The sequence below is a fragment of the Pseudomonas sichuanensis genome (genome assembly GCF_024749065.1).
GTDB classification, from domain to species: domain Bacteria; phylum Pseudomonadota; class Gammaproteobacteria; order Pseudomonadales; family Pseudomonadaceae; genus Aquipseudomonas; species Aquipseudomonas sichuanensis.
The window spans coordinates 3,962,291-3,988,531 of record NZ_CP087185.1 but is presented as its reverse complement, the minus strand read 5'-3'; the positions used below and the strand labels follow the sequence as shown (position 1 = coordinate 3,988,531).

Annotated in this window: 23 protein-coding genes and 1 tRNA gene; 15 read left to right on the top strand and 9 right to left on the bottom strand. The window is 64.4% G+C overall.

What is annotated here, in order from left to right; translation table 11 throughout:
- Positions 1-86 precede the first annotated feature (86 nt).
- The gene (gene fusA, locus LOY51_RS18125) at positions 87-2,201 is read right to left on the bottom strand and encodes an elongation factor G (RefSeq protein WP_125859382.1); all 2,115 of its coding nucleotides are present in this window, start codon (positions 2,199-2,201) and stop codon (positions 87-89) included.
- A gap of 68 nt (positions 2,202-2,269) precedes the next feature.
- Entirely contained in the window at positions 2,270-2,698 is a 429-nt protein-coding gene (locus LOY51_RS18120) for a hypothetical protein (RefSeq protein WP_125464783.1), read from the bottom strand.
- Positions 2,699-2,928: 230 nt separating this feature from the next.
- On the opposite strand from LOY51_RS18120, the gene LOY51_RS18115 reads away from it, so the two are divergent.
- On the top strand, positions 2,929-3,231 hold the full coding sequence (locus LOY51_RS18115) for a hypothetical protein (RefSeq protein WP_125464782.1): 303 nt from the start codon (positions 2,929-2,931) through the stop codon (positions 3,229-3,231).
- A 3-nt stretch (positions 3,232-3,234) separates the two neighbouring features.
- Here LOY51_RS18115 and LOY51_RS18110 read toward each other — a convergent pair whose 3' ends face one another.
- Together LOY51_RS18110 and gcvA are read right to left on the bottom strand one after the other, a co-directional pair.
- Positions 3,235-4,485, bottom strand: coding sequence for a 2-aminoadipate transaminase (locus LOY51_RS18110; RefSeq protein ID WP_125859380.1), 1,251 nt, complete (start codon positions 4,483-4,485; stop codon positions 3,235-3,237).
- 241 nt (positions 4,486-4,726) lie between these two features.
- The gene (gcvA, locus tag LOY51_RS18105; RefSeq protein ID WP_125859379.1) at positions 4,727-5,623 is read right to left on the bottom strand and encodes a transcriptional regulator GcvA; all 897 of its coding nucleotides are present in this window, start codon (positions 5,621-5,623) and stop codon (positions 4,727-4,729) included.
- 254 nt (positions 5,624-5,877) lie between these two features.
- Here gcvA and LOY51_RS18100 point away from each other — a divergent pair, with 254 nt between their 5' ends.
- The 5 genes from LOY51_RS18100 (at position 5,878) to LOY51_RS18080 (ending at position 10,064) form a co-directional block, all read left to right on the top strand.
- The gene (locus LOY51_RS18100) at positions 5,878-7,260 is read left to right on the top strand and encodes an amino acid permease (RefSeq protein ID WP_125859378.1); all 1,383 of its coding nucleotides are present in this window, start codon (positions 5,878-5,880) and stop codon (positions 7,258-7,260) included.
- Positions 7,261-7,317: 57 nt separating this feature from the next.
- Positions 7,318-7,815, top strand: a complete 498-nt coding sequence (locus LOY51_RS18095; protein ID WP_125464778.1) for a PaaI family thioesterase — start codon at positions 7,318-7,320, stop codon at positions 7,813-7,815.
- Between the two features lie 282 nt (positions 7,816-8,097).
- Complete coding sequence (locus LOY51_RS18090) at positions 8,098-8,487, top strand: DUF4398 domain-containing protein (RefSeq protein WP_258642445.1); 390 nt, start codon at positions 8,098-8,100, stop codon at positions 8,485-8,487.
- Positions 8,488-8,498: 11 nt separating this feature from the next.
- The gene (locus tag LOY51_RS18085) at positions 8,499-9,263 is read left to right on the top strand and encodes an OmpA family protein (RefSeq protein ID WP_125859376.1); all 765 of its coding nucleotides are present in this window, start codon (positions 8,499-8,501) and stop codon (positions 9,261-9,263) included.
- 105 nt (positions 9,264-9,368) lie between these two features.
- Entirely contained in the window at positions 9,369-10,064 is a 696-nt protein-coding gene (locus LOY51_RS18080; protein ID WP_125859375.1) for a glutathione S-transferase N-terminal domain-containing protein, read from the top strand.
- Between the two features lie 105 nt (positions 10,065-10,169).
- On the opposite strand, the gene LOY51_RS18075 is transcribed toward LOY51_RS18080, so the two are convergent.
- The gene (locus tag LOY51_RS18075) at positions 10,170-11,786 is read right to left on the bottom strand and encodes an inorganic phosphate transporter (protein ID WP_258642442.1); all 1,617 of its coding nucleotides are present in this window, start codon (positions 11,784-11,786) and stop codon (positions 10,170-10,172) included.
- 133 nt (positions 11,787-11,919) lie between these two features.
- Here LOY51_RS18075 and LOY51_RS18070 point away from each other — a divergent pair, with 133 nt between their 5' ends.
- Positions 11,920-12,306 carry a DUF488 domain-containing protein gene (locus tag LOY51_RS18070; protein WP_125859373.1) on the top strand — a complete coding sequence of 129 codons (387 nt, stop codon included), beginning with the start codon at positions 11,920-11,922 and terminating at the stop codon, positions 12,304-12,306.
- A gap of 66 nt (positions 12,307-12,372) precedes the next feature.
- Positions 12,373-12,807 (top strand): GNAT family N-acetyltransferase, encoded by a 435-nt coding sequence (locus tag LOY51_RS18065; RefSeq protein WP_258642440.1) that lies wholly within the window; start codon positions 12,373-12,375, stop codon positions 12,805-12,807.
- On the opposite strand, the gene LOY51_RS18060 is transcribed toward LOY51_RS18065, so the two are convergent.
- Entirely contained in the window at positions 12,779-13,228 is a 450-nt protein-coding gene (locus LOY51_RS18060; protein WP_258642438.1) for a hypothetical protein, read from the bottom strand. The two genes, LOY51_RS18065 and LOY51_RS18060, sit on opposite strands and share 29 nt — an antisense overlap.
- Positions 13,229-13,511: 283 nt before the next feature.
- Between LOY51_RS18060 and LOY51_RS18055 the strand changes: the two genes are divergently transcribed.
- From LOY51_RS18055 to LOY51_RS18035, 5 genes are all read left to right on the top strand, one after another.
- On the top strand, positions 13,512-13,901 hold the full coding sequence (locus LOY51_RS18055) for a helix-turn-helix domain-containing protein (protein ID WP_110993917.1): 390 nt from the start codon (positions 13,512-13,514) through the stop codon (positions 13,899-13,901).
- Positions 13,902-13,964: 63 nt separating this feature from the next.
- Positions 13,965-14,603, top strand: a complete 639-nt coding sequence (gene gacA, locus LOY51_RS18050; protein ID WP_110993916.1) for a response regulator transcription factor GacA — start codon at positions 13,965-13,967, stop codon at positions 14,601-14,603.
- Positions 14,604-14,611: 8 nt separating this feature from the next.
- Positions 14,612-16,435, top strand: coding sequence for an excinuclease ABC subunit UvrC (uvrC, locus tag LOY51_RS18045; RefSeq protein WP_125859370.1), 1,824 nt, complete (start codon positions 14,612-14,614; stop codon positions 16,433-16,435).
- A 33-nt stretch (positions 16,436-16,468) separates the two neighbouring features.
- Positions 16,469-17,029, top strand: a complete 561-nt coding sequence (pgsA, locus tag LOY51_RS18040; protein ID WP_125464769.1) for a CDP-diacylglycerol--glycerol-3-phosphate 3-phosphatidyltransferase — start codon at positions 16,469-16,471, stop codon at positions 17,027-17,029.
- A gap of 63 nt (positions 17,030-17,092) precedes the next feature.
- Positions 17,093-17,168: transfer RNA gene (locus LOY51_RS18035), tRNA-Gly, on the top strand.
- A gap of 142 nt (positions 17,169-17,310) precedes the next feature.
- Here LOY51_RS18035 and LOY51_RS18030 read toward each other — a convergent pair.
- Together LOY51_RS18030 and LOY51_RS18025 are read right to left on the bottom strand one after the other, a co-directional pair.
- Entirely contained in the window at positions 17,311-18,318 is a 1,008-nt protein-coding gene (locus tag LOY51_RS18030) for a zinc-binding alcohol dehydrogenase family protein (protein ID WP_125859369.1), read from the bottom strand.
- A 218-nt stretch (positions 18,319-18,536) separates the two neighbouring features.
- Positions 18,537-19,334, bottom strand: coding sequence for an SDR family NAD(P)-dependent oxidoreductase (locus LOY51_RS18025; RefSeq protein ID WP_258642434.1), 798 nt, complete (start codon positions 19,332-19,334; stop codon positions 18,537-18,539).
- A 106-nt stretch (positions 19,335-19,440) separates the two neighbouring features.
- Here LOY51_RS18025 and LOY51_RS18020 point away from each other — a divergent pair, with 106 nt between their 5' ends.
- Positions 19,441-20,391, top strand: a complete 951-nt coding sequence (locus tag LOY51_RS18020) for a GlxA family transcriptional regulator (RefSeq protein ID WP_258642432.1) — start codon at positions 19,441-19,443, stop codon at positions 20,389-20,391.
- A 48-nt stretch (positions 20,392-20,439) separates the two neighbouring features.
- On the opposite strand, the gene nhaA is transcribed toward LOY51_RS18020, so the two are convergent.
- Positions 20,440-21,639: a Na+/H+ antiporter NhaA gene (gene nhaA, locus LOY51_RS18015; protein ID WP_125464765.1), complete on the bottom strand. Its 1,200-nt coding sequence runs from the start codon at positions 21,637-21,639 to the stop codon at positions 20,440-20,442.
- Between the two features lie 448 nt (positions 21,640-22,087).
- Here nhaA and LOY51_RS18010 point away from each other — a divergent pair, with 448 nt between their 5' ends.
- Positions 22,088-26,185: an NEL-type E3 ubiquitin ligase domain-containing protein gene (locus LOY51_RS18010; RefSeq protein ID WP_258642431.1), complete on the top strand. Its 4,098-nt coding sequence runs from the start codon at positions 22,088-22,090 to the stop codon at positions 26,183-26,185.
- The last annotated feature ends 56 nt before the right edge of the window (positions 26,186-26,241 follow it).

The following is a 26,241-nucleotide window of genomic DNA, read 5'->3' as shown; positions in this document are numbered from 1 at the left end:
CAGCGGCGCACCGCCGCTCCCACGCATCAGCCACAGGCATTGCGTGGGAGCGGCGGTGCGCCGCTGCGACTTGCCCCGCGATGGGTTCATGACTCCCCGCGATTCTTCTTGACGATGGCATCGGCAATGCTCGCCGGTGCCTCGGCATAGCGGGTGAATTCCATGGTGTAGCTGGCCCGGCCCTGGGTCATCGAGCGCATCGAGGTGGCGTAGCCGAACATCTCGCCCAGTGGCACCTCGGCCCGGATGACCTTGCCGGCCGGGGTCTCGTCACCGTCCTGGATCATCCCGCGGCGCCGGCTCAGGTCGCCCATGATGTCGCCCTGATACTCCTCGGGCGTCACCACCTCGACCTTCATCACCGGCTCGAGCAACACCGCGCCGCCTTTCTGCGACAACTGCTTGGTGGCCATCGAGGCGGCGATCTTGTAGGCCATCTCGTTGGAGTCGACGTCGTGGTACGAGCCGTCGAACACCGCCGCTTTGAGGTTGATCAGCGGGTAGCCGGCCAGCACGCCGTTCTTCATCTGCTCCTCGATGCCTTTCTGGATCGCCGGGATGTATTCACGTGGCACCACGCCGCCGACGATCTCGTTGACGAACTCCAGCCCTTCCTTGCCCTCGTCGCCCGGGGCAAAGCGAATCCAGCAGTGGCCGTACTGGCCACGCCCACCGGACTGGCGCACGAAGCGGCCTTCGATCTCGCAGGTGTTGCGGATCTTCTCGCGGTAGGCCACCTGCGGCTTGCCGATGTTGGCCTCGACGTTGAACTCGCGGCGCATCCTGTCGATGATGATGTCCAGGTGCAGCTCACCCATGCCGGAGATGATGGTCTGCCCGGTTTCCTCATCGGTCTTGACCCGGAACGACGGGTCTTCCTGGGCCAGCTTGCTCAGGGCGATGCCCATTTTTTCCTGGTCGCCCTTGGTTTTGGGTTCGACCGCCTGGGAGATCACCGGGTCAGGGAAGTCCATGCGTTCGAGGATGATCGGCTTGTCCATGTCGCACAGGGTGTCGCCGGTGGTCACGTCCTTCATGCCGATCAGCGCGGCGATGTCGCCGGCGCACACATCCTTGATCTCGGCACGCTGGTTGGCGTGCATCTGCACCATGCGGCCGATGCGTTCCTTCTTGCCCTTGACCGAGTTGAGCACCGCATTGCCGGAGCTGAGCACCCCCGAATACACCCGGGCGAAGGTCAGGGTGCCGACGAACGGGTCGGTGGCGATCTTGAAGGCCAGGGCCGAGAACGGCTCCTTGTCGTCAGCGTGGCGTTCAAGGTGCTTCTCTTCATCGTCCGGGTCGGTGCCCTTGATCGCCGGGATTTCGGACGGGGCGGGCAGGTAGTCGATCACCGCGTCGAGCATCAATGGCACGCCCTTGTTCTTGAACGACGAGCCGAGGATGGTCGGCACGATTTCATTGGCGATGGTGCGTTGGCGCAGGGCTGCCTTGATTTCCTCGGTGGTGAACTCCTCGCCGTCGAGGAACTTCAGGGTCAGCTCTTCGCTGGCATCCGCCGCCGCCTCGATCATGTGGGCCCGCCATTCGTCGGCCAGGGCCTGCAGCTCCGCGGGGATCGCTTCTTCGCGGTAACTGGTGCCGTTGTCGGCGTCGTTCCAGTAGATGGCCTTCATCTTCACCAGGTCGATCTGGCCGATGAAGTTCTCCTCGCTGCCGATGGCCAACTGGATCGGCACCGGGTGGTGGCCCAGGCGCTGGTCGATCTGCTTCACCACGCGCAGAAAGTCGGCGCCTTGCCGGTCCATCTTGTTGATATAGGCCAGGCGCGGCACATGGTACTTGTTGGCCTGGCGCCAGACGGTCTCGGACTGCGGTTCCACGCCATCAGCGCCGCTGAACACCACCACCGCGCCATCGAGCACGCGCAACGAGCGCTCCACCTCGATGGTGAAGTCGACGTGGCCGGGGGTGTCGATGATGTTGAAGCGGTACTTGTGCTCGAACTGCTTGGTCGAGCCTTGCCAGAACGCGGTGGTGGCCGCCGAGGTGATGGTGATGCCGCGCTCCTGCTCCTGGGCCATCCAGTCCATGGTCGCGGCGCCGTCGTGCACCTCGCCCATCTTGTGGTTGACCCCGGTGTAGAACAGGATCCGCTCGGTGGTGGTGGTCTTGCCGGCATCGACGTGGGCGACGATGCCGATATTGCGGTACAGCTCGATGGGGGTCGTGCGGGCCATGGCGGGTCACCTGCGGGTGAGGGTTCTCCCAACTTAGCAGAGCGGGAGAATCCTGCCGTGGCAGGCCGTCAGTCGGCGAGCACTTGCAACTGCCACTGGCCGTCGACTTCCCGGGCCAGGCCGCTGGCCGGCAGCAGGGCCAGCAGGCGGGCGTGCAGGCTGGCCTCGGTGAAGGACTTGAGGGTGGTCATGTCCAGAGTGCCGACGGTGACCAGGTCGTTCTTGGTGTAGGACAGCCAGGCTTTCTTCAGCACCAGCAGCACGTCACTGCCGGCGGTGTTGGCGAAGCGGCGATTCACCGTGCGGCCTTCCAGTTCGAAGGTGTGGCGGTGGCTGTAGCTGCTTTCGTCGCCGTTGCCCTCTACGCAGCGATGGCAGCGGCAGGCGCCGTCGGCGAAGGCGTTGCGCAGGTAGCTGTTGAAGTCCACGACGGGCTTGAGGGTCAGGCGTTTGTCGACCTCGAACAGGTCGGCGATCAGGGGAAGTTCTGCGCTCACTCGGTATCCTCGCGTGGTGTGGCGTGCATCGGCGGGCACCCTAACAGATCGGGGCATCCAGATCACCTGTTGCAGGCCAGGCCTCTTCGCGGGGCAAGCCCGCTCCCACAGGGATATCGTCTCGTTGTGGGAGCGGGCTTGCCCCGCGATGAGGCCGGTAGAGACAATCGGGAAGGCCTGCCGTACTCTACGCGCCCATACGCCTAATACACCTGTTGAGGTAACCCCGCTTGAGCACCAAGTACCCCTACATCGCCACCGTGACCGTCAGCGCCGAAGACCGTGGGGGCGACACCGAGGCCTCGGAAAACACCAGCATGCGCGTGGGCCTCGAGGCGGTGACCGAGGTGCTGAAGAAAGTGCATTTCGTCGGCACGCTCGCGGCTCCCGAAAAAGGCGCCACGCACATCTGCGTCACCCTGGAGAACGGCCTGAGCTACTACGGCCTGATCGTCAACGGCCACGCCGAACTCGAAGGCGGCTGGATCGCCTTCGAATGCGACATGCCTACCCCCGAAGAACTCGGGCTGTAAGCCTCAGCCGAGTTCCGCCAGGCACTGCTCGAGGATATCCAGCCCTTCCTCGAGCACCTGTGGCTCGATGGTCAGCGGTGCCAGCAGGCGGATGATGTGCCGCGCCTTGCCGCTTGGCATCAGCAGCAGCCCCTTGCTACGCGCCGCTTCCAGCACCTTGGCCAGCGCCGCTGGCGCCGGGCTGCCGTCGGCATTGAGCAGTTCGATGCCACGCATGGCGCCGGTGCCGGTCAGGCGCCCGAGCGCAGCGCACACCCCTGAGGTTTTCCAGCGCGCATGGCGCGCGACGATGGCCTGTTCCTGACGTTCGCCCCAGGTGGCGAGGTTGGCATCGGTCATCTGCGCCAGGCTCGCCAGCGCCGCTGCACAGGCGATCGGGTTGCCCGAGTAGGTCCCGCCCAGTCCGCCCTTGGGCAGCGCATCGATGATTTCCCTGCGGCCGACCACTGCGCCCAGCGGCATGCCGCCGGCGATGCTCTTGGCCAGCAGCAGCAAGTCGGGCTCTATGCCCAGGCGGGGGAACGCAAAGCGTTGCCCGGTGCGGCCGAAGCCCGACTGGATCTCGTCGATGATGATCAGGATCCCGTGCTCGTCGCAGAAGCGCCGCAGCGCCTGGGCAAAGGCCGGGTCCAGGGCGAGGAAGCCGCCTTCGCCCTGCACCGGCTCGAAGATGAATGCCGCCACGTCCTCCACCGCCAGCTCAACGCTGAACAGCCGCTCCATGGCCTTGAGCGCCTGCTCGCAGGTGACCCCGGTGTCGGCACTGGGGTAGGGCAGGTGGTAGACCGGGCCGGGCAGCTCGCCCACGCGTTGCTTGTAGGGCGCGACCTTGCCGTTGAGGTTGAGGGTGGCCAGGGTGCGGCCATGGAAGCCGCCGTCGAAGGCGATGATGGCGCGCTTGCCGGTGGCGCCACGGGCCACCTTCAGGGCATTTTCCGCCGCCTCCGCGCCGCTGTTGGTGAGCATGCCTGCCAAGGGGTAGCTGACCGGCACGAACTGGCGCAAGCGCTCCATCAGCTCCAGGTACGGGCCATGGGGGGCGGCGTTGAACGCATAGTGGGTCAGGCGCGTGGCCTGCAACTGGATCGCCTCGACCACTGCCGGGTTGCAGTGGCCCAGGTTGAGCACGCCAATGCCGCCGACAAAGTCGATATAACGTTTGCCGTCGGTATCCCACACTTCGGCATTACGGCCATGGGAAAGTGTAATCGGGTGAACGATGGCGATGGACTGGCTGATACTTTCCTGATTCATGTGCACGCGGCCTGTTGTTCGAATTACTGACTATCGAAGCGTGCCGGGGATATATTCCGCAAACGAATTATCGGATTGCGATCATTCCATGAATTCGCGATCTTGCTGGAATTTGTGTTGCTGTTGCCGGCCTCTTCGCGGGTAAATCGCAGCGGCGAACCGCCGCTCCCACACTGAACTTGAAAGCAGTGCTGTACCTGTGGGAGCGGGTTTACCCGCGAAGAGGCCATTACAGGCGGCCTCAATCCCCCTCAGCCACCCGCTCGCGAATCCATTGCACAAAGGCCCGTACCTTCGGCACCTCGGCCGCATGCTCGGCATGAGCCATGAAGTGCCGGCCATTGCTGGGCACCGGGTGGTCCCAGGCCACCACCAGCTTGCCCTCGCTCAGCTCCTCGGCCACCAGGTAGCGCGGGATCAGGGCAATCCCGCAGCCGGCGATGGCGGCGCGAATGCAAAGGTAGAACGTGTCGAAACGTGGCCCGTGGTAGCTGTTCTGGCTGTGCAGCCCCAGCCCCAGGAACCACTCGTGCCAGGCTTCCGGGCGCGAGGCGCATTGCAGCAGGCGGTGCTCGGTTAGCGCCGTGGCGCAGGTGATGCGCTGCCGGGCCAGCAGCGCGGGCGCGCACACCGGCACCACGGCTTCGCTGAACAGCTCGATGCAGGTTGCCCCCGGCCAGGTGCCCTGGCCAAAGAAAAACGCCACGTCGGCCTTGGCCTGCACCAGGTCGAACGGCTCCAGTTCGTTGCGGATGTCCAGGTGGATGCGCGGATGCCGCTCACCAAAACCCTTGAGCCGGGGCACCAGCCAGCGTGCGCCGAAGGTCGGCTGGGTGGCGATGCGCAGCACCTCGGTCTCGTCGCCGTAGCTGAGGATGTAGCGGCTGGAGATGTCGATCTGGGTGAGGATCTTGTTCACCTCGGTGAGGTACAGCGCCCCCGCCGGGGTGAGGTGCAGGCGCCGGCGAATGCGCTGGAACAGCGGGTGGGCGAGCATGTCCTCGAGCTGCGCCACCTGCTTGCTGACCGCGCTCTGGGTCAGGTGCAGTTCCTGCGCGGCGCGGGTGAAACTCAGGTGGCGGGCGGCGGCCTCGAAACACTGCAGGGCGGTGGTGGACGGCATCAGGCGTTTGGACATGGCGAAGGCGCTACCCGGCAAAAAAGGAAGGAATTCATTCCTTAACAGAATGATGTGCTTCGAAAAGGTCGTTTGTTGACCCGTCCCTATAGATTAATACTGACCTGGATCAACGATGACAACCGGTAGTGCAAAGAGGAGGGCAAAACCACGACCGGCGTTTAACAAGAACAACAACGAGCACCTGCGACTTACTGAATTCTGCTCCAACTTTCAGCCGTCCTTGCAACGGCCGACCCATTCGAGGGTTCCCCATGGCATCGCCAGACAACAAGAAACAGCGTTCCCTGCAACACGGCCTGACCTCCCGTCAGGTCTCGATGATTTCCATCGCCGGCATCATCGGCGCCGGGCTGTTCATCGGCTCCTCCAACGCCATCGCCACCGCCGGCCCGGCCATCCTCATCTCCTATGCCATGACTGGCTTGCTGGTGCTGCTGGTGATGCGCATGCTCGGCGAAATGGCCATCGCCAACCCCAACAGCGGTTCGTTCTCCACCTATGCCAGCGAAGCCATCGGCCCTTGGGCCGGCTTTACCATCGGCTGGCTGTACTGGTGGTTCTGGGTGCTGATCATCCCGGTCGAGGCCATTGCCGGCGCCGACATCCTGCACGCCTACTTCCCTGGGGTGCCGTCCTGGCTGTTCGCCTTCCTGATCATGGTCGTGCTGTCGGGCACCAACCTGATCAGCGTGAAGAACTTCGGTGCCTTCGAGTACTGGTTCGCGCTGGTGAAAGTGGTTGCGATCATAGCCTTCATCGTGGTCTGCAGCCTGGCGGTGTTCGGCTTCTGGCCGCTGGCCGAAGTCTCCGGGGTGAGCCGCCTGTGGGACCACGGTGGTTTCATGCCCAACGGCTTCGGCACCGTGCTGGGTGGCGTGCTGATCACCATCTTCTCGTTCTTCGGCGCCGAGATCGTCACCATCGCCGCCGACGAGACCGCCAACCCGAAAGACAAGATCCGCCGTGCTACCAACCTGGTGGTGTACCGCATCGCCATCTTCTACCTGGCGTCGATCTTCCTGGTGGTATCGCTGGTGGCCTGGAACGACCCTGCCTTGAAATCCGTGGGTTCGTTCCAGCGTGTGCTCGAGGTGCTCAATGTGCCCGGGGCCAAGCTGCTGGTTGACCTGGTGGTGTTGGTGGCAGTGACCAGTTGCATGAACTCCGGCCTCTATACCGCTTCGCGGATGCTGTACTCCCTGGGTGCCCGTGGCCAGGCGCTGAGCATGACCAAGCGTATCTCGGGTGCTGGCGTGCCGACCGTGGCGGTGATCCTCTCGACCCTGGCAGGCTTCGCTGGCTGCCTGGTCAACTATGTGTTCCCCGGCAAGGTGTTCGGCTTCCTGCTCTCGACCACCGGCGCCATCGCTTTGCTGGTGTACCTGGTGATCGCCGTTTCGCAGCTGCGCATGCGTGCCCGTGCCGAGCGTGAAGGGCGGCCGCTGGAGCTGAAGATGTGGCTGTTCCCGTGGCTGACCTGGCTGGTGATCGGCACCATCGTGATGGTCCTGGGTTACATGCTGTTCAGCGATGCCTACCGCTATGAAACGCTGATGACCGCAGGGGTGACCTTGTTCATCCTGCTGGTTTCGCTGACCCAGAAGCGCGGCGGTGCAGTGGCGCAGACGGCCTGATGTTTCTGTTTTAATGGGGGCGTTTCGCGCCCCCATTCCAACAAGCACAGGCTGCGTATGAACGATCAGATGCTTTCCCTCCAGGCCCTCGCCGCACCCGACGGCACTTGCTACGGCTGCGGTAGCGCCCACCCCTCCGGCCTGCACCTGCAAAGCCACTGGGATGCCGACGGCATCCACCTGTTGTGCCGGCATGCACCGGATCAAACCTTCATCGGCTGGCCCGGCCTGGTCTACGGCGGCTTGCTGGCCATGCTGGTCGACTGCCACTCCAACTGGACCGCCATGGCCTACCACTACCGCGCCGAGGGCCGCGAGGCGGGCAGCCTGCCGCGTATCGATTGCGTCACCGGCAGCCTCGGGCTCAATTACCTGAAACCGACCCCAATGGGCGTGGAGCTGTTGCTCAAGGCCCGCGTGGAGGGCGAAGTCGGACGCAAGACGCGGGTCATCTGCGAGGTCTGGGCGGGTGATGTCCTGACTGTCACCGCCGACTCGGTGTTCGTGCGGGTGGACACCGAAAAACTCAAGCTCAAGGCACACGGCCAGGCCTGACAACAGGCCGTTCACCCAGCATTTTTGCCAGTAGACGCCTGAACGGCGCTCGCCCCAAACGTGGGCGTGCGCCGTTCAGGCGTTTTGCCGTCAGGCATAGGGCCTACGCCGAAGCAGTTGTTGAAAAAGCCGACAGGGTGGTTGGGATAAGTCCTATTTGGCCGTCGGCTTCGTGGCAATAGTCTTGCGTCGCTTCCAGATCAGGCTGTCTGTTCATCAACTGCCTGTGGTCACCGACGCCGGTAGCCACAGATTCGCGAGCGCATCAAAGGAGCCTATTCCATGCGTTTCAACTGCAAGACTTTGCCGCTTGTCGGCCTGCTCATGATCATGGGCGGCTGCGCCAGTGTGACCGTTCCCAATGAGCAGATCGAACTGGCCCGCAATGCGGTCAACCGCGCCGTCGCCGCCGAAGCCACCCAATATGCCCCGGTGGAGATGCGCGCCGCCCAGGACAAGATGAGCGCCCTGGACCGGGCCTTGGGGGAGAAGAAGTTCGAACAGGCCCGCACCCTGGCCGAAGGGGCGAGGGCAGACGCGCGAGTAGCCGAGCGCAAGGCCCAGGCGCTCAAGGCCAAAGAGCAGTTGGAGGTCGCCCGCAAGGGGATCGAAGTGCTCAAGCAGGAGATCCTTGATGCTCCTGACAGCCCAACTGCCAAATCCGTTCATTGAAGGAAGTGACCATGTCCAAAGCCTACCTGCTGCCCGCTATGTCGCTCCTTGGTCTGATGCTGGCCGGCTGCGGCACCACGCCGGAAAATCCCGCATTGCTTGAAGCTCGTGAAGCCTATTCGGTGTTGCAAGGCAAACCCGAGGCAAGCCGTCTCGCCGCGCTGGAAACCCAGGACGCCTACACCGCCCTGGGCAAGGCCGAGTTGGCCTCGCTCAAGGACCGCAAGTCCACCGAGGTCGAGCGTCTGGCCACGCTGGCCGCTCGGCAGATCGAGTTTGCTCAACAGACCATCGACCTGCGCAACACCGACGCTGCGCTCAAACGTGTCGAGCTCGAGCGAACCCAGGCCCGCCTGGATGCACGCACCGCACAGCTCAACGCGCTCAAGGCCAAGCCGAGTGTACGCGGCGATGTGGTGACCTTCGGTGATGTGCTGTTCCAGACCGGCATGGCCGAGCTGAACGGCCGCAGCCAGCACAACATTCAGGAACTGGCTGCGTACCTGCAGGCAAACCCTGAGCGCAACGTGCTGGTAGAGGGATTCACCGACGCCACCGGCAGCGATGCCCTCAACCAGCGACTGTCCGAGCAGCGGGCTGACGCGGTGGCCAACGCGCTGCGCCGTCAGGGGGTAGCTGCGCAGCGCATCAAAAGCGCTGGTTATGGCAAGGACTACCCGGTGGCCAGTAACGCCACGGCGCAGTCACGCCAGCTCAACCGACGCGTCGAGGTGGTGATCTCCAGGGGCGCCGAGGCTGTCGCGCCACGCTTCTGATGTGCAGCCGGCGCAGCCCTTTGGCTGCGCCATCCGGCATGCTGCGATGGTCAAACCGCAGCGCTGTCCCTAAAGTGATCGTTTCGATGATTGCAGGGACCGAGCATGACCGATCTGAGCGCATTCCCCATCACCCGCAAGTGGCCGGCGCAACACCCCGAGCGCCTGCAGCTGTATTCGCTGCCCACGCCCAATGGCGTCAAGGTGTCGATCATGCTGGAGGAAATCGGCCTGGCCTACGAGCCGCACAAGGTCAGCTTCGACAGCGATGACCAACTGAGCCCCGAATTCATTTCGCTGAGCGCCAACAACAAGATCCCGGCGATTCTCGACCCCGACGGCCCGGGCGGCAAACCGCTGGCGTTGTTCGAATCCGGCGCGATCCTGCAGTACCTGGCGGAAAAGAGCGGTCAGTTGCTCAGCCAGGATCCGGCCCAGCGTTACCAGACGATCCAGTGGTTGATGTTCCAGATGGGCGGCATCGGGCCGATGTTCGGCCAGGTGGGGTTCTTCCATTTCTTTGCTGGCAAGGACTACGAGGACAAGCGCCCGCGTGATCGCTACGTCAACGAGTCGAAGCGTTTGCTGGGCGTGCTGGACCGGCACCTGCAAGGCCGTGAATGGATGGTCGACGAATACAGCATTGCCGACATTGCCATCTTCCCTTGGGTGCGCAACCTGGTGGAGCGCTACAACGCCCGTGACCTGGTGGGCTTCGAGGAGTTCAAGGAGGTGCAGCGAGTGCTGGCCCGCTTCCTCGAACGGCCTGCCGTTCAGCGTGGCCTGAAAATCCCCGGTTGATTGGGCATCAGTGAACCTGTGGGAGCGGGCTTGCCCGCGAAGGCTGTGGCGGATTCGCCATCGCATTCGCGGGTAAACCCGCTCCCACAGGTTCTCTATTTCAGCCTAGAGAATTTGATTCAGAAGCCAGTACAGGCTGCCTGCCAGTACCATCGCCGCCGGCAACGTAAGCACCCAGGCCATCAGTAGGTTGACCAGGGTGCGCTTCTGGATCCCCGAGCCATTGGCAACCATGGTCCCGGCCACCCCCGAGCTCAACACATGGGTGGTCGACACCGGCAGCCCGAACATGTCCGCCGCGCCAATGGTGCACATCGCCACCACTTCCGCCGACGCCCCCTGGGCATAGCTCAGGTGGGTCTTGCCGATCTTCTCACCCACCGTCACCACGATGCGCCGCCAGCCGACCATGGTGCCCAGGCCCAGGGCGATGGCCACCGCCACTTTGACCCACAGGGGGATGTAACGGGTGGCATCGTCCAGCTGGCGCTTGAACAGTTGTACATGGCGGGCGGTGTCGGCGTCGAACGCCACCAGCGTGTTCTTGTCGATCAGGCGGATGGCTTCGCTGGTCAGGTACATGTCGTTGCGCACGTTGGCCATGGCCTCGGCCGGCACACGGTTGAGCGAGCCATAGCCCTTGACCTCTTCGCCGATCATGCCGGTCAGCGCGGCCAGGGCCGGTACCAGTTCGGGGCTGGCCTTGGGCTGGCCGATGAAAGTGGTCAGGGTCTGTCGAGGGTCAGCCGGGGCCGCCTGCGGAGCGCTGCGCACCAGCGCCTGGCGGGTCACCTCGGCCACCGCCGAGAACTGCAGGGCCTGTTCGCTGGGCATGGTCTTGTTCAGGGCGTAGGCCATCGGCAGGGTGCCGACCAGGATCAGCATGATCAGACCCATGCCTTTCTGCCCGTCGTTGGAGCCGTGGGCGAACGATACACCGGTGCAGGTAAGGATGAGCACACCGCGGATCCACCAGGGTGGCGGGGTCTGGCCCTCGGGCGCCTGGTACAGCTCCTGGCGTTTGACCAGCGCGCGCAGGGTCAGCAGTAGCAGGGCAGCGCAGGCGAAACCGATCAACGGCGAAAACAGCAGGGCATAGCCGACCTTGCTGGCCTGGCCCCAGTCCACCCCGCTGGTGCCGTCGCGCCCGTGCATCAGTGCGTTGGCCACGCCCACGCCGATGATCGAGCCGATCAGCGTGTGCGAGGACGAGGCCGGCAGGCCCAGCCACCAGGTGCCGAGGTTCCAGATGATCGCCGCCAGCAGCAAAGCGAAGACCATGGCGAAGCCGGCGCCCGACCCCACCTGCAGGATCAGCTCGACCGGCAGCAGGGCGATGATGCCGAAAGCCACCGCGCCGCTGGAAAGCAGCACACCGAGAAAATTGCACAGCCCCGACCACACCACCGCCACCGGCGCCGGCAGCGAATGGGTGTAGATCACCGTGGCCACGGCGTTGGCGGTGTCATGGAAACCGTTGACGAATTCGAAGCCCAGTGCGATCAGCAAGGCCAGGCCCAGCAACAGGAACGGCGTGACCGTGGTGATCACGGTGCCACTGGCGCTGACATCTTGCTTGAGGCTCCAGAAGGTGTAGGCCAGGCCGGCCAGCAGCAGGCCGAAGAACAGCACCAGGGTGGCGCGGCCAGGCCGGTGGGACAGCTGCGGGCGGGAATCCAGCTTGATCAGCGCGTCCTGGCTGACCATCGACGGGGTTGTCATGGGTGGGCTCCGGTGTGCTTAGAGGCACGAGGCGAGGTATCCCATCCTAAAAACAATCTGTTACCGGGGAGTGACCTCGATCAAAGGAACATCTAGTCTAGGAGGCATCGGCGAATTGCCAAGCGAGCCCTGAATGATCCGCTGCAAGCGTGTGTACGACCCAGTTGAAGCCTGCGATGGCCAGCGTGTGCTGGTCGACCGGCTGTGGCCGCGCAACAAGCGCAAGGAGGACCTGCAGGGTCAGTGGTTGCGCGAGGCGGCACCATCCGACGAACTGCGCAAGGCGTTCCATGCCGGCGAACTGGATTTCGCCGCGTTCACCCGGCGTTACCATCATGAGCTGGCCGCTCATCCCGAGCATTGGTACCCGTTGCTGGACTTGGCGGACAACGGCGACCTGACGCTGCTATACGCCGGCAAGGACACCGAACACAACAATGCCCGGGTGCTCGCTGACTGGCTGGAGGATGAACGGCAGCGGCGCGGGCCGGGCAGTTCGCCGGTGTGCTATGCCCCTTAGGGGCAGGCTTGCCGGCGATGGACCCAATGGCACAATGCGAACCTCGGAACTCGATCCAATCCCATCATGACTCTTGCACTGATTCCCGCCACTGATGAACACCTCACCTTTGCCCGCGACCTGACCCGCCGGGCGATGCTGCCTTACTACCGTGAATTCGACCTGCTGTGGATCGAGGAGGCCTTCGACCAGGCCTGGGGCTGGCGCGAGCAGTGGCTGGTGGTGGAGGGCGGGCAGGTGCTGGGTTTTTGCAGCCTCAGTCAGGATCGCCAGGCGTTGTACATACGCGAACTGCATCTGTTGCCCGAGCATCGCGGGCGTGGAGTGGGGGGGTGGGTGCTGGAGGCGTTGGCAGCCTGCGCCCAGCAGCGGCATTTGCCAATGTTGCGTTTGATGGTGTTCAAGGGCAACCCGGCGCAACAACTATATCGGCGCCGGGGATTCCTCGAAGCGGGGGAGGATGAGTGTTTTGTCAGAATGCAACGATTGATTGTACGGTGACCTCGAAGGTGCCGTCGACTTCGTATTCTCCCGCTTTGAAGTTAAACTTCCCTGTGCGACTTGTTGCTGAGGCTTCATTGATGGTCAATGTCCCCTCGTGGGCGTAAAAGAGATCGATTGCGCCAACTTGCAGTCCGCCTTGGTAGTCTTTATCTGGGCCCAATTCATAGGTGCCTGCGGCCATGTCCTTATTGTTGGGGGTCCAAAGCGCGACTATGCGCCGATCATCAGGGGGGCCAAAATAACCAATAAGAGCAGTGGGCAACATGTGGCCTTCTTTGAAAACTACCTTCTGGGGTGGTTTGGTCGTATGGCTTAAGTCCGCTTCAAAGGGTCCATCGAAATATTGCAGTTTTCTTCCTTCAACGTATTTAAGAAGTTCTTTAAGTTCTTTGATTTTCGGATGTTTTTGCATTTTCATGCGAGGGCTCCTGGTTGAGTTTGCCACTTTAATGTGCTGCGCATGTAGAAGGGTGGCAACTGGCAGATTTAATAGTTGACAGTGTGTTTATAGTGAGTTTGGTGCGTGTGCTGGGGCGCGTTTGAACATGCTGCAAATGATTGGCACAACCCTTTTCAGGGGCAATTTAGCTCCCTTTGCTTGCTAGAATTGGATCCAATTGGCATAGTGCCGGACGAATGCAAGCGCATTCACTCGGGTGCTGGACGCGCTCGAGCCGAACAGATGCAGAGGAGGCAAACAGATGAGTGGATTCGGCCCGCGCCTGAGAGAAGAACGCGAACGCTTGGGGCTGACCCAGCGCGTATTCGGTGACGTAGGGGGTGTCGAGCCCAATGCCCAGGGCAAATACGAGAGCGGCGAACGTACGCCACGGATGGACTACCTTGCCGCGGTCGCGGCCAAGGGAGTCGATGCGCTGTATGTGTTGACCGGTGTGCCGACCCCGGCGCCACTGGATTGTCTCACCGCCGACGAAGACCGTCTGCTCGGCGCCTTCCGCCGTTTGCCGCAAGCCGATCAGGCGGCTGTCTGGCACCTGCTGCACCGTCTGGCTGGAGAAGCTACAAGCGCTGAGGTAGTGCGGATGCGCCCACCAGAGCGTAACGCCTATTTTCATGACGCTTTACGCTAGGTTGCTTGTGAAAAATTTTGTTAAGGTGGCGGGATCCAATCGCCCCACTAATGAGGTGTCTGCTTGATTAGGGTCCTGGTGGTCGACGATCACGATCTGGTGCGTACCGGCATTACGCGCATGCTGGCCGACATCGATGGCCTGCAAGTGGTGGGGGAGGCGGACTCGGGTGAGTCCGCCCTCAAGCTTGCCCGCGAGCTCAAGCCGGACGTGGTTCTGATGGACGTGAAAATGCCAGGGATCGGCGGCCTTGAAGCAACCCGCAAATTGTTGCGCAGCCAGCCGGACACCAAAGTGGTGGCGGTAACCGTGTGCGAGGAAGACCCGTTCCCCACTCGCCTGATGCAGGCGGGTGCCGCCGGCTACCTGACCAAGGGCGCCGGGCTCGACGAAATGGTCCAGGCCATCCGCCTGGCGTTTGCCGGCCAGCGCTACATCAGCCCGCAGATTGCCCAGCAACTGGCGCTCAAGTCGTTCCAGCCCCAGGGCTCGCCGTTCGATACGCTGTCGGAGCGGGAAATCCAGATCGCGCTGATGATCGTCGGTTGCCAGAAAGTGCAGATCATCTCTGACAAGTTGTGTCTGTCCCCCAAGACCGTCAATACTTACCGTTATCGAATCTTCGAAAAACTCTCGGTTACCAGCGACGTCGAACTGACCTTGCTGGCCGTTCGCCACGGTATGGTCGACGCAAGTCTTTAAGCACACCCATGTCACAACCTTTTGATGCCAGCGCGTTCCTGGCGACCTGCAGTGGTCGCCCGGGCGTGTACCAGATGTTCGACAGCGAGGCGCGGCTGCTCTACGTGGGCAAGGCCAAGAACCTCAAGAAGCGTTTGGCCAGCTATTTCCGCAAGACCGGCCTGGCGCCCAAAACTGCCGCACTGGTGGGGCGCATCGCCCAGGTCGAGACCACCATCACCGCCAATGAGACCGAAGCGCTGCTGCTTGAACAGACGCTGATCAAGGAGTGGCGGCCGCCTTACAACATTCTGCTGCGCGACGATAAGTCCTACCCCTATGTGTTCCTCTCCGACGGTGAATTCCCGCGCCTGGGCATCCACCGTGGCGCCAAGAAAGCCAAGGGCCGCTACTTCGGCCCTTACCCCAGCGCCGGCGCCATTCGCGAAAGCCTGAGCCTGTTGCAGAAGGCCTTCTCGGTGCGCCAGTGCGAGGACAGCTATTACGCCAACCGCACCCGGCCCTGCCTGCAGTACCAGATCAAACGCTGCAAGGCGCCTTGCGTGGGCCTGGTCGAGCCGGCCGAGTATGCCGAGGACGTGCGGCACTCGGTGATGTTCCTCGAAGGGCGAAGCCAGCAACTGGGCAACGAGCTCAATGCCGAGATGGAAAAGGCCGCCATGGTCCTGAACTTCGAAAAGGCCGCCGAGCTGCGTGACCAGATCGCGCTGCTGCGCCGGGTCCAGGACCAGCAGTACATGGAAGGCGGCTCCGGCGACGTGGATGTGGTGGCGGCCTTCGTCAACCCCGGCGGCGCCTGCGTGCACCTGATCAGCGTGCGCGGCGGGCGGGTGCTGGGCAGCAAGAACTTCTTCCCCCAGGTGGGCATCGAGGAGGAGGTGGCCGAGGTCATGGCCGCGTTCCTTTCCCAGTACTACCTGGGCAATGCCGAGCGCGAACTGCCGGGCGAGCTGATCGTCAATGTGGTGCACGAGGATTTCGCCGCAATCAGTGAAGCCGTACAGACCCTGCGTGGCCGCGAGCTGAGCATCAGCCACCGGGTGCGCGGTACCCGCGCGCGCTGGCAGCAGCTGGCGGTGACCAACGCCGAACAAGCGCTCAACGCCCGCCTGGCCAACCGCCAGCACATGGCCGCGCGCTTCGAAGCACTGGCCCAGGTGCTGGACCTGGATGAAGTCCCGCAGCGCCTGGAGTGCTACGACATCAGCCACTCCAGCGGCGAGGCCACCGTGGCCTCCTGCGTGGTGTTCGGCCCCGAAGGCCCGCTCAAGTCCGACTACCGCCGCTTCAACATCGAAGGTGTCACCGCCGGCGACGACTACGCCGCCATGCACCAGGCCCTGTTGCGCCGCTACGGGCGCATCAAGGACGGCGAGGGCAAGCTGCCCGACGTGCTGCTGGTGGACGGCGGCAAGGGCCAGTTGAACATGGCCCGCGACGTGATGCAGGAACTGGGCTTCGCCGACCTCACCCTGCTCGGCGTGGCCAAGGGCGTGACCCGCAAGGCCGGTTTCGAAACCCTGTACCTGAACGACGTGGCCCACGAGTTCACCCTCAAGGGCGACAACCCGGCGCTGCACCTGATCCAGCAGATCCGCGACGAAGCCCACCGTTTCGCCATCACCGGCCACCGCGCCAGGCGCGGCAAGGCCCGCCGCACCTCCAGCCTTGAAGACGTGGCCGGGGTGGGGCCCAAGCGCCGGCGCGAGCTGCTGAAACATTTCGGCGGCCTGCAGGAGCTCAACCGCGCCAGTATCGACGAGATCGCCAAGGCCCCCGGCATCAGTAAAAAGCTTGCCGAGTCGATTTATGCCAGCCTGCATAGCGAGTAGAATGCCGGGCTCAACTCGCAGCCAGTCGTACCGATGAATATTCCAAACCTGCTCACCGTTCTACGCGTCCTGCTCATTCCGATCTTCATCCTGCTGTTCTATGTGCCCTATCACTGGAGCTACATGGCCGCCAGCACGGTGTTCGCCATCGCCGCCGCCACCGACTGGCTGGACGGCTACCTGGCCCGTCGGCTGCAGCAGAGCACACCGTTCGGCGCCTTCCTCGACCCAGTGGCGGACAAGCTGATGGTCGCCGTGGCGCTGGTGCTGCTGGTGCAGGTGCACGCCAACTTCTGGCTCACGCTGCCGGCGGCGGTGATCATCGGCCGCGAGATCGTGGTTTCGGCGCTGCGCGAGTGGATGGCCGAGCTGGGGGCGAGGGCGCATGTGGCGGTGTCGAGCCTGGGCAAATGGAAAACCGCCGCGCAGATGCTGGCGCTGGTGATCCTGCTGGCCAACCCGCCGGCCATGACCTTCTGGGTGGCACTGGGCTACGGCCTGCTGCTGGTGGCCGCCGGCCTGACCCTGTGGTCGATGGTGCACTACCTGGTCGCCGCCTGGCCGCACCTGCGCGAAGGTTCCGAGCAGAAATAAAACTTTTTTGAATCAAGGGGTTGACGCCGTTCTACAAAACGCTAGAATGGCCCCCATCACGACGCGGGAATAGCTCAGTTGGTAGAGCACGACCTTGCCAAGGTCGGGGTCGCGAGTTCGAGTCTCGTTTCCCGCTCCAAATATAGATCTACAGGGTTCCACGGAAATCTGTAAATCGTCGAAGAAAGGGCCGAAAGGCCCTTTTTTCGTACCTGCGCAAAAGCACCGCAAACCTGCAGAATCCGGACCTTTCACGTCCGCGATCGAGCCCTGTCCGCAAATCAGAACCCTTCCAGCACTATCTTCCCGCGTGCCTTGCCACTTTCGATCATGGCGTGAGCGCGCTTGAGGTGCTCGGCGTTGATCGTGCCGTAATGCTCGCCCAGGGTCGTCTTGAGCACGCCATCGTCGATCAGCTGCGCAACGCGATCGAGCAACTGGTGCTGCTTGATCATGTCCTCGGTCTTGTACAACGAGCGGGTGAACATGAGCTCCCAGTGCAGCGAAAGCGACTTGCGCTTGAGCGCCATCACATCGAGCTGCATTGGGTCGTCGATCAACGCCAGCTTGCCTTGTGGGCGAAGCACTTCCACCAGTTGCGGCAGGTAGCTGTCGGTGTGGGTCAGGCTGATGACGTAGTCGATCTGGTTCAGCTTGAGCGCGTCCAGTTGAAGCGCGAGCGATGCGCTGTGATCGATGACATGGTGGGCGCCCAGGTCCTTGACCCACGCCTGGGTCTCAGGCCTGGACGCTGTGCCGATCACCGTCAACTGCGTGAGCTTGCTGGCGAGCTGGACCAGGATCGAGCCCACCCCGCCGGCAGCCCCGACCACCAGCAGGCACTGGCCCTTGCCACCGTTTTCCTCGACGCCCAGGCGGTCGAACAGCAGCTCCCAGGCGGTAATCGAAGTGAGGGGCAGGGCGGCGGCGCTGGCGTTGTCCAGGCTGCGGGGCTTGTGCCCGACGATGCGTTCGTCGACAACGTGGAATTCGCTGTAGCTGCCAGGGCGGTCGATGGCCCCGGCGTAGAACACTTCATCACCCGGCTGGAACAACGTTACTTGGTCGCCGACCTCGCGGACGACACCAACGGCATCCCAGCCCAGCACTTGCGGGTGTTCACCCCCGCGGCTGGCGCGGATCTTGGTATCGACCGGGTTGACGGCGATAGCCCGGACTTCGACCAGCAGGTCCCGTGCACCGGGTTTTGGCTTGGGCAGTTCCGCGTCGTACAGCGATTGCGGATCCTGGATCGGCAAAGCGGGTTGGGTGTAAACGACGGCCTTCATTGGCGCTTCCTCTAGGGTGTTGAAAAAGTGGGGGCAAGTGCTGGGAGTCGATTCAGACGCTAAACAGCCTGAAACGCGCAAGACGTAGTTACCCGGAGTGAAAATGGTTTGACGCGTCGTGGTCGGGCGCTTCACATGGCCACGCCTTGCCGGGCAGTACGAGCAGCGGCAGGGGCCTGGCCAAGAGGTGAGTCATGTAGCGCTCTCCTTCGAAGGGTTCACTTGGCACTGTAGCGCGGGGCGAGCCGGTTGCTGGACAGCTTGTCGAACAGGGCCTGGCGGCTGGCCTGGTACTGGTTGAAGGCTTGCAGGTCGTGCAGCGACGGCAGGGAGATCAGCACGCCGTTGTCGAAGTCCTGCAGCGCGCCGTCAACCAGGTCCTCGGCCGACATGACGATGGCGGGGTCGAGGTTCTCCAGCGGCAAGCCGCCGATCTGCCAGAAGTCGGTCGCGGTGGCCCCAGGCAATACCGCCTGGACCTGCACGCCCTTGCCCGCCAGCTCCTGGTTCAGCGCCTGGGTAAATGCCGTGACATAGGCCTTGCTGCCGCCGTACACGCCGTTGAGCAGCTCTGGTGCCAGGCTGACGATGGACGAGATGTTGATGACTGCGCCTTGCTGGCGGGCGGCGAAACCAGGCACGGCCGCGTAGGTGAGGCGGGTGAGGGCGGTGACATTGAGGCTGATCATCTCGGCCATGCGCTCGACGTCGCTCTCCAGCAGGCTGGTGTGGGTGCCGATGCCCGCGTTGTTCACCAGCACGTTGATGCTGGCATCTTCGCGCAGCTTGCGCTCGACCCTGGCCAGGTCGTCGGGGTTGGCCAGGTCGGCCGGGAACACTTCGACGTTCTGCCGGGTTTCGCTGGTGAGCCGGGCGGCGAGGGCGTTCAGTCGCTCGCGGTTGCGCGCCACCAGCACCAGGTCGTAGCCGCGGCGGGCCAGGCGCTCTGCGTAGATCGAACCGATGCCGGAGGAAGCGCCTGTGATGAGCGCGGTGCCTTTGAATTGCTGCGTCATGGTGATGCTCCGTTGCTGGGGTGTGGTGCCATGATGCAGAATGTGGCCTGTGTCTTAAATGACGCATAGGGTATGGTTTAAAGACATCAACCAGAGGCGCTTCACGATGCACCGGGTCGGCTACCTGATTACCGAAGGCTTCCAGGTCATGTCCCTGGCGACGCAAGCCGTGTTCGAGTTCGCCAACATCGTGGCGGGCGAAGAGGTCTACCGGATCCAGAACTTCTCCATCGATGGCGGTACGGTGCGCTCCTCCCTGGGGATGTATATCGACACGCTGCCCCTGGGCGCGCCGGGCCTGGCCGACACCTGGATGGTCACCGGTACGCTGACGCCACTGACACCGCCCGAAGACGCGGTGCTGGCCAGCGTGCGTGGCTTCGTCGACGGTGCGCGCCGCACCGCCGGCCTGTGCACCGGCTGCTTCGTGCTGGCTCAGGCCGGCGTGCTGGACGGCCGGCGCGCAACCACCCACTGGGCTTACGCGCCCAGGCTGCGCGAGCTGTACCCGCAGGTGGACGTGGAGGAAGACCGGATTTTCATCGTTGATGGCCCGATCTGGACCTCCGCCGGCATGACCGCCGCCCTGGACATGGCGTTGGGCATGGTCGAGAAGGACCTGGGGGCCGAGCTGGCCCGCTCGGTGGCGCACAAGCTGGTGATGCACCAGCGCCGTTCCGGCGGGCAATCCCAGCATTCCGAGCTGCTGTCGCTGTCGCCCAAATCGGACCGTATCCAGAGCGCGCTGGACTACGCCCGCAAGCACCTCAGCCGGCCGCTGAGCGTGGAAGAGCTTGCCGAGGTCGCGCACTTGAGCGCCCGCCAATTCACCCGTGTGTTTACCGCCGAAACCGGCCAATCACCGGCCAAGGCCGTGGAAAGCCTGCGCCTGGAAGCCGCGCGGGTGATGATCGAGCAGAGCCGGCACAGCCTGGATGTGGTGGCCAGGGAAACCGGCTTCCGGGACCGTCGGCACATGCGCGAGGTGTTCATGCGCGGATTCGGCGTGCCGCCGCAGGCGGTGCGCCGGGACGCGCGGCGCGTAGTGACCGGCTGACGCGTACCCGGCAGGTGGGCGCGGCGCTGTACCCTGGCGCACGGCCCCTCAGGCAGGCTTCGGCGCAAAGCGCAGAATCAGGCAGCCGATCACCGCCGACAGCAATGACCCCAACAGGATGCCGATCTTCGCCGCGTCGACTGTCTCCGGCTGGCCTGGGAACGCCAGTTCACCGATGAACAGGCTCATGGTGAAACCGATGCCGCAGAGCATGGCCACGCCGTAGATCTGCAGCCAGCTGGCGCCCTGGGGCTTGCTGGCCAGGCCGGTCCTGACCGCCAGCAGCACGCCGCCGAACACGCCGAGTTGTTTGCCCAGCAACAGGCCCAGGGCAATCGCCAGGGGCAGCGGGGCGAAGAGCTCGGCCAGCCCCAGGTTGCCGAAGGACACACCGGCATTGGCAAAGCCGAACGCCGGCACGATCAGGAACGCCACCCATGGCGCCAGCGCATGCTCGAGCCGCAGCAACGGGCTGGCCCCGAGCGGCTGGCCTGCGCCAGCGCTGTAGGGGATCAGCAACGCACCGACCACACCGGCGATGGTGGCATGCACCCCTGACAGCAGGGTGAAGTACCACAGCGCGACGATGGCCAGCAGGTACGGCCACAATGCGACCACGCGCAGGCGGTTCAAGGTCAGCAGCAAGGCCACCACAGCGCCGGCACCGGCCAGCGCCAGCAGGTCGATGGACGAGGTGTAGAACACCGCGATGATCGCCACCGCGCCCATGTCGTCGATGATCGCCACCGACACCAGCATCACTTTCAGCGAAAGCGGCGCATGGCGGCCGAGCAGCGCCAGGGCGCCGACGGCGAAGGCGATGTCGGTGGCGGCGGGGATCGCCCAGCCGCTGGCCAGCCCTGGCTGGCCGTTCGACACCGCCAGGTAGATCAGCGCTGGTGCCGCCATGCCCATCAGCGCCGGCAGGGCCGGCAGGCGGCGTTGCTCCCAGCTGGCCAGGCGACCGTCGACCAGTTCGCGCTTGATTTCCAGGCCCACCAGCAGGAAGAACACGGCCATCAGGCCGTCATTGACCCAGTGGTGGACGGTCATCGGGCCGAGCTTGTCGGTCAGGGTGGGGCCTACCTGCCAGTGCAGCAGGTGCTGGTAGGCATCGACGCCGGGGCTGTTGGCCAGAATGATCGCGAGGGCGGCGGTGATCATCAGCAGGACACCGCCGGCCGCTTCGCTGGTCAGCAGGCGGCGCAGCACGGAGCGCTGCTGGAGGGAGGTGAGAGGTGCATTCATGCGGGGTTCCTCGTTCATGGCGTCGCCCTCGCCAGGGCAGGGGCGCGGCGAACGACGGGCACGGCGAGGTGCTGGCTCCGAAGGTTACGGGCCACTGCGGCGATGGACGAGAAGAAGGATGGGTAAAACGGCGCGAAACCCCATACCGTGCAGGCACGGAACGGGACAGGCCATGGGGAATGCTGGCATGCGTGCAACATGGACGAATCTCACGGAAAACAAATGAATGTTCTCCGTATTCGGGAAGGCTCCCGGGCGCACGCAGCACACGCCAGGCGCGCATTTTAACGATGCCGGAGGCGCTTTGCGTCATGCAGTTGCATCGAAATGTTGCAAGCAGCAGATGGCTGGCCAGGCTCATGTACGGCGTGGCGCCATGCAGCATTACCGCCAGCGTACGCTGCCTTGCTGATTGGCTGGCACCTGTACTTCCCACCACAGGTGCGCCATGACCGATTTTCCAGACGATTCCATCGATACGCTGATCGCCCGGCAACTACCCGCCTGGTTGACCAGCGCCACGCCTGAGCAGCAGGCACGTTTGCGGGCCGCCCTGCTGGCCCAGGAGCAGGCCCAGGCCCGCTTGCGTCGGCGCTTGCAGGCTATCGAGCCACTTGAGGCATTTGCCGAGCGGTTGCTGACTGAGCGCCTGTATCAGCTGGTCGGCAAGCGCCTGGATGTGCGCCGCAGCCAGTTGCGGCGTGTGGCGCTGCTGCCTGAACCGCATCCGATACCCGGTCGTCAGCCCTTGCGCTATCACCGCCTGGAGTCGCGCCAGTCGCTCCTGAGTGCGGCGCTGCACAACTTTGCAGCGCGCGAGCAGTTCTCCGCACACAGTGATGTGCTCGATGCCACAGGCTCGCCATTGCCACTGAGCCCCGCCGAATTCGCACGGGTTTGCCGCGAGCTCGATCTTGGCGCGCAGTATCAGGCCCACCTGCACGCCGGCTTGGCGGACGGTCAGGCCAGTACCTCGGCCCAAACGGTGTTCGCCGAGGTGCTCAAGGCCAATCTGCAGGCTGCGGTGTACCTTGAGCACCTGCGTGGACGGCTGGGTGACACCGCCCTGGCGCACTGGGCGTCATTGCACGAGCCAGGCGAACTTCAGCCTCGGCCGCACGAGCTGCGCCTGCTGGGCATGCGGGTGATTGGCCTGGCCATCGTGGAGGTGCGCCGGGCCGGCGAGTTCGAGGGTGTCCTCAGCTGGATCGCGGACGATCCGCTGAGCCCGTGCACCTGGCACCCCTCGTGGACCGCGCTGTATACCGCCTTGGCGGGACGCCTGGCCAACCCCGCTTACCGCTCGTTCTTCAAGCGCTTCATCGCCGAACGCGACCGGGTTGCCTTCGACCGTGCATTGCTCGCTGCCCTGGCCACCGCCGGCCCGCTCACGCCTGCCGAACTGGACGGGCGCCACACCGCGAGCGAAGGGGATCTGTTCGAGCATCTGGCGGCAGGCCAGCTTGCCAAGTTGCTCGATGATGCTCGGGTAATGGCGGTTCCTACAGGCGATGAAGACCGCGCCGCGCGTGATCGGCGGATACGCGAGTACGCCGAAGCGGGCCTGGACCTGCTGGGGGTGGTCAGCCTGTTCGTCCCAGCGCTGGGTGTCGTGATGCTGGGGGTGACTGCAGTGCAGCTCACCCAGGATATCTACCAAGGCTATGAGGACTGGCAGGTGGGCGACCGTGCTGGTGCACTGGAGCATCTGTTCGATGTTGCAGGGCTGATCGCGGGCGGCCTCGCCGTGGGGGCCGCCGGTCATGCGCTCGGCAAGCTGTTGCCGCGTCGCCCGTTCGTCGATGGCCTGTCGCCGGTACTGACGCCCTCGCAGGGGGTGAGGCTGTCGGGCTTGCAGCATGAGCTCGAAGCCGCACGCCATGGGCCGGCGCCGGGGCCACTGCTGCGTAGCCTGGGTGCCGAGCTGGGTTCGCTGACTGATGCAGAAGCGGATGCCGTGGCGCAGGACACGGGGCTGCGCACCGATCAACTGCGTCGGCTGGCCCTGGAAGGTTCTGCAGCGCCATCGCTGCTGCTCGATGCCTTGGCCCTTCTGCGTTTGCACCAGCGTTTCCCGGCGCTGCAAGGCGAGGCGTTCGAGCTGCAACTGCGGGCGCAGCAAGCCGAGCCGGACGCCATCGAACAGCTACTGCTGCGCGACTTCCCCGGGCTGACACAGCGGGCGGCGGCGGAGGTTGTGCGCAGTGCTTCTGGCGCGCAGCTGGCGAGCCTGCTCGAAACACAGCGGGTACCCCTGGCGCTTGCCGAGCAGGCGCGCTGGCTGCTGCGCGACGGGCGACTGAACCGAGCCTGCACGGCGTTGCGGGCTGGGGTGCCCGGTGTGGATGCTGAGCGGCTGGCTTTGACGATGCTCGAAGACCTGGCACCTGTGACCCCGTCAGTGCGCATCGAAATACGTGATGCGAGCGTTAGTGGAAACCTTCTGGCCCATACGGGAGCCCCCGAGGCTGGGCAACTCCGGTTGGTCGTGCGCGGTGAGCGCGGCTATCGCTGCTTTGATCAGCACGCTGCGCCGCTGCCGGCATCGCAAGAAACGGACGATCTTGGCAAGGCCCTCTGGCACTGGCTCGACAGCGACCAGCGGGAGCAATTGGGCAGCCACGGGGAGATGCTCGATGCGCTGGCGCGGCACGCCGCCAGGCATCGCGGGCTGGCGGCCCGGGGTATCGGCCTGGCGCCGGTCGGGGCCGGCCTGCGCCCGCCCATGAGGCTTGGCGACGGACGCCTTGGCTACCCGCTGAGCGGTCGCGGCGAAAGCGCCCGGCAAGCCTGGATGCGGGGTGTGCGGCAGGTATTCCCGACACTGGACGATGCCGAGCTGCAAGCGTATCGGGCCAGTCTGCGCCAGCAGGGTATCGACCTGTGGCAGCAAGTGGCCGAACTGCGGCGGCAGCTCGATGCCCTCAGGGCCGCGCTCGACGGCTGGAGCCGAGAGCCTGTGGGCGCTGCGCGAATGCTGCGCCGGCGCCGCGTCGGCGACATCATCCGCCGCTGCTGGCGGCGCAAGTCGTCGACAGCCGCGCAAGGCGGGCATCGCTTGTCGCTCGACGGCGAAGTGCTCGGCGGTCTGCCGCTGTTGCCAGAGGGCGTGGCCTTCGCGCACATCACCGAGCTGACGCTGCGAAACATGGCGCTGGACGCCTTGCCGGCAGGCTTCCTCGGGCATTTTCCGAACCTGCGCCTGCTGAACCTGCGGCATAACCAGTTGACGGCGTTCCCTGAAGGCCTAGGCGCGCTGCCAAAGCTGGAGGATCTGCGCCTGGGTGACAACCACATCGTCCTGGATGAGGCGGGCAATCGGCGTCTGCAGGGGCTGGCCAGCCTGCGTCGTCTGGACTTGAGTCGCAACCCCCTCGGGCGCCAGCCCGCGTTGGGTAGCATGCACAGGCTGCGGGAGTACTCGCTGCGCGGTTGCGCGTTGCCGGCGCTGCCCGGCCCGGCAGGTCGTCCAGCGTTGCTGGAAAGCGCCGATTACCGTGACAACCGCATCCAGAGCCTGAATGACGAGTTGCTCAGCTTGCCGCGCCAACGTCTGCAGCGTCTTGCCCTGCATGACAACCCGCTGCAGCCGGATAGCGCCCGGCGCCTGTCCGAGGCCTTGCAAGCACCCGAGTCAGCGCAACGGCCGCATGCCGAAGCCGACCCTGCCGTGCGCGATCGCTGGCTGGGTGAGCTTTCCGGGGCCGAGCGGGCGGCGCGCCTGGGCCGCTGGGAGCGCCTGCGTGCCGCCCCTGGCTCGGATGACTTCTTTCGTCTGCTGGCGGACCTTGCTCACTCGCTGGAGTTTCGCCGCAGGCCCGCGCCCTTGAGGGCGCGGATCTGGCAGATCGTCAGGCGTTGCGAGCAGAACGGGCAGATCCGCCAGGCGGTCTTTCAGCAGGCCGCCGGCCCGCGCAGCTGTGCCGATCAGGTTTTGCTGATCCTCGCGGCCCTGGAAGTGCGCGTACGCATCACGGTGCGCACGGCCGGTCGAGACAGGGCAACTGTCGAGCGGGAGCTGTTGCAGGAGGGCAGGGCCTTGTTCCGTCTCGATCAGGTGCAACGCATCGCCAGCACGCATTACCAGGAGGCCGAGCGTGCCTGGGGCAACCTGCCGGGCGATGCCAGGCCAGCGGCACCGGATGACGTCGAGGTGTTCCTGGCCTATCGAACCCGTCTTGCACAACGACTCGGCTTGCCCGATCAGCCGCAGGCCGTGCGTTACGAACAGAGCCGCGCGGTCAGCGCCGCGCAGATCGACCAGGCGTTGCACACGGTGCTGGCGGCGGAAACTCCACAGGCACTGAGCGAGTCGTTGCAGGGCAGGGATTTCTGGACAGAACATTTGCGCACGCAGTACGCCGAGCGTTTCGACGAGGTCAGCGCGCCGTTCCACGTGCGTCTGGAGCAGCTTTGGCACGAGGCCGCAAACGGGCCGGAGCAGGCTTACCTGGAGGCGATCGAGCCGGTCGTGCGTGAGCATCAGGCCGCCCAGGCGGCATTGCGCCGGCAACTGACCGACGCGGCGGTTGCCAGCAGTATGTAGCGCACGGGATCGACGGTGGGGTGATGTTCTGCTGCCTGGTTGCAATCACGCAGAGG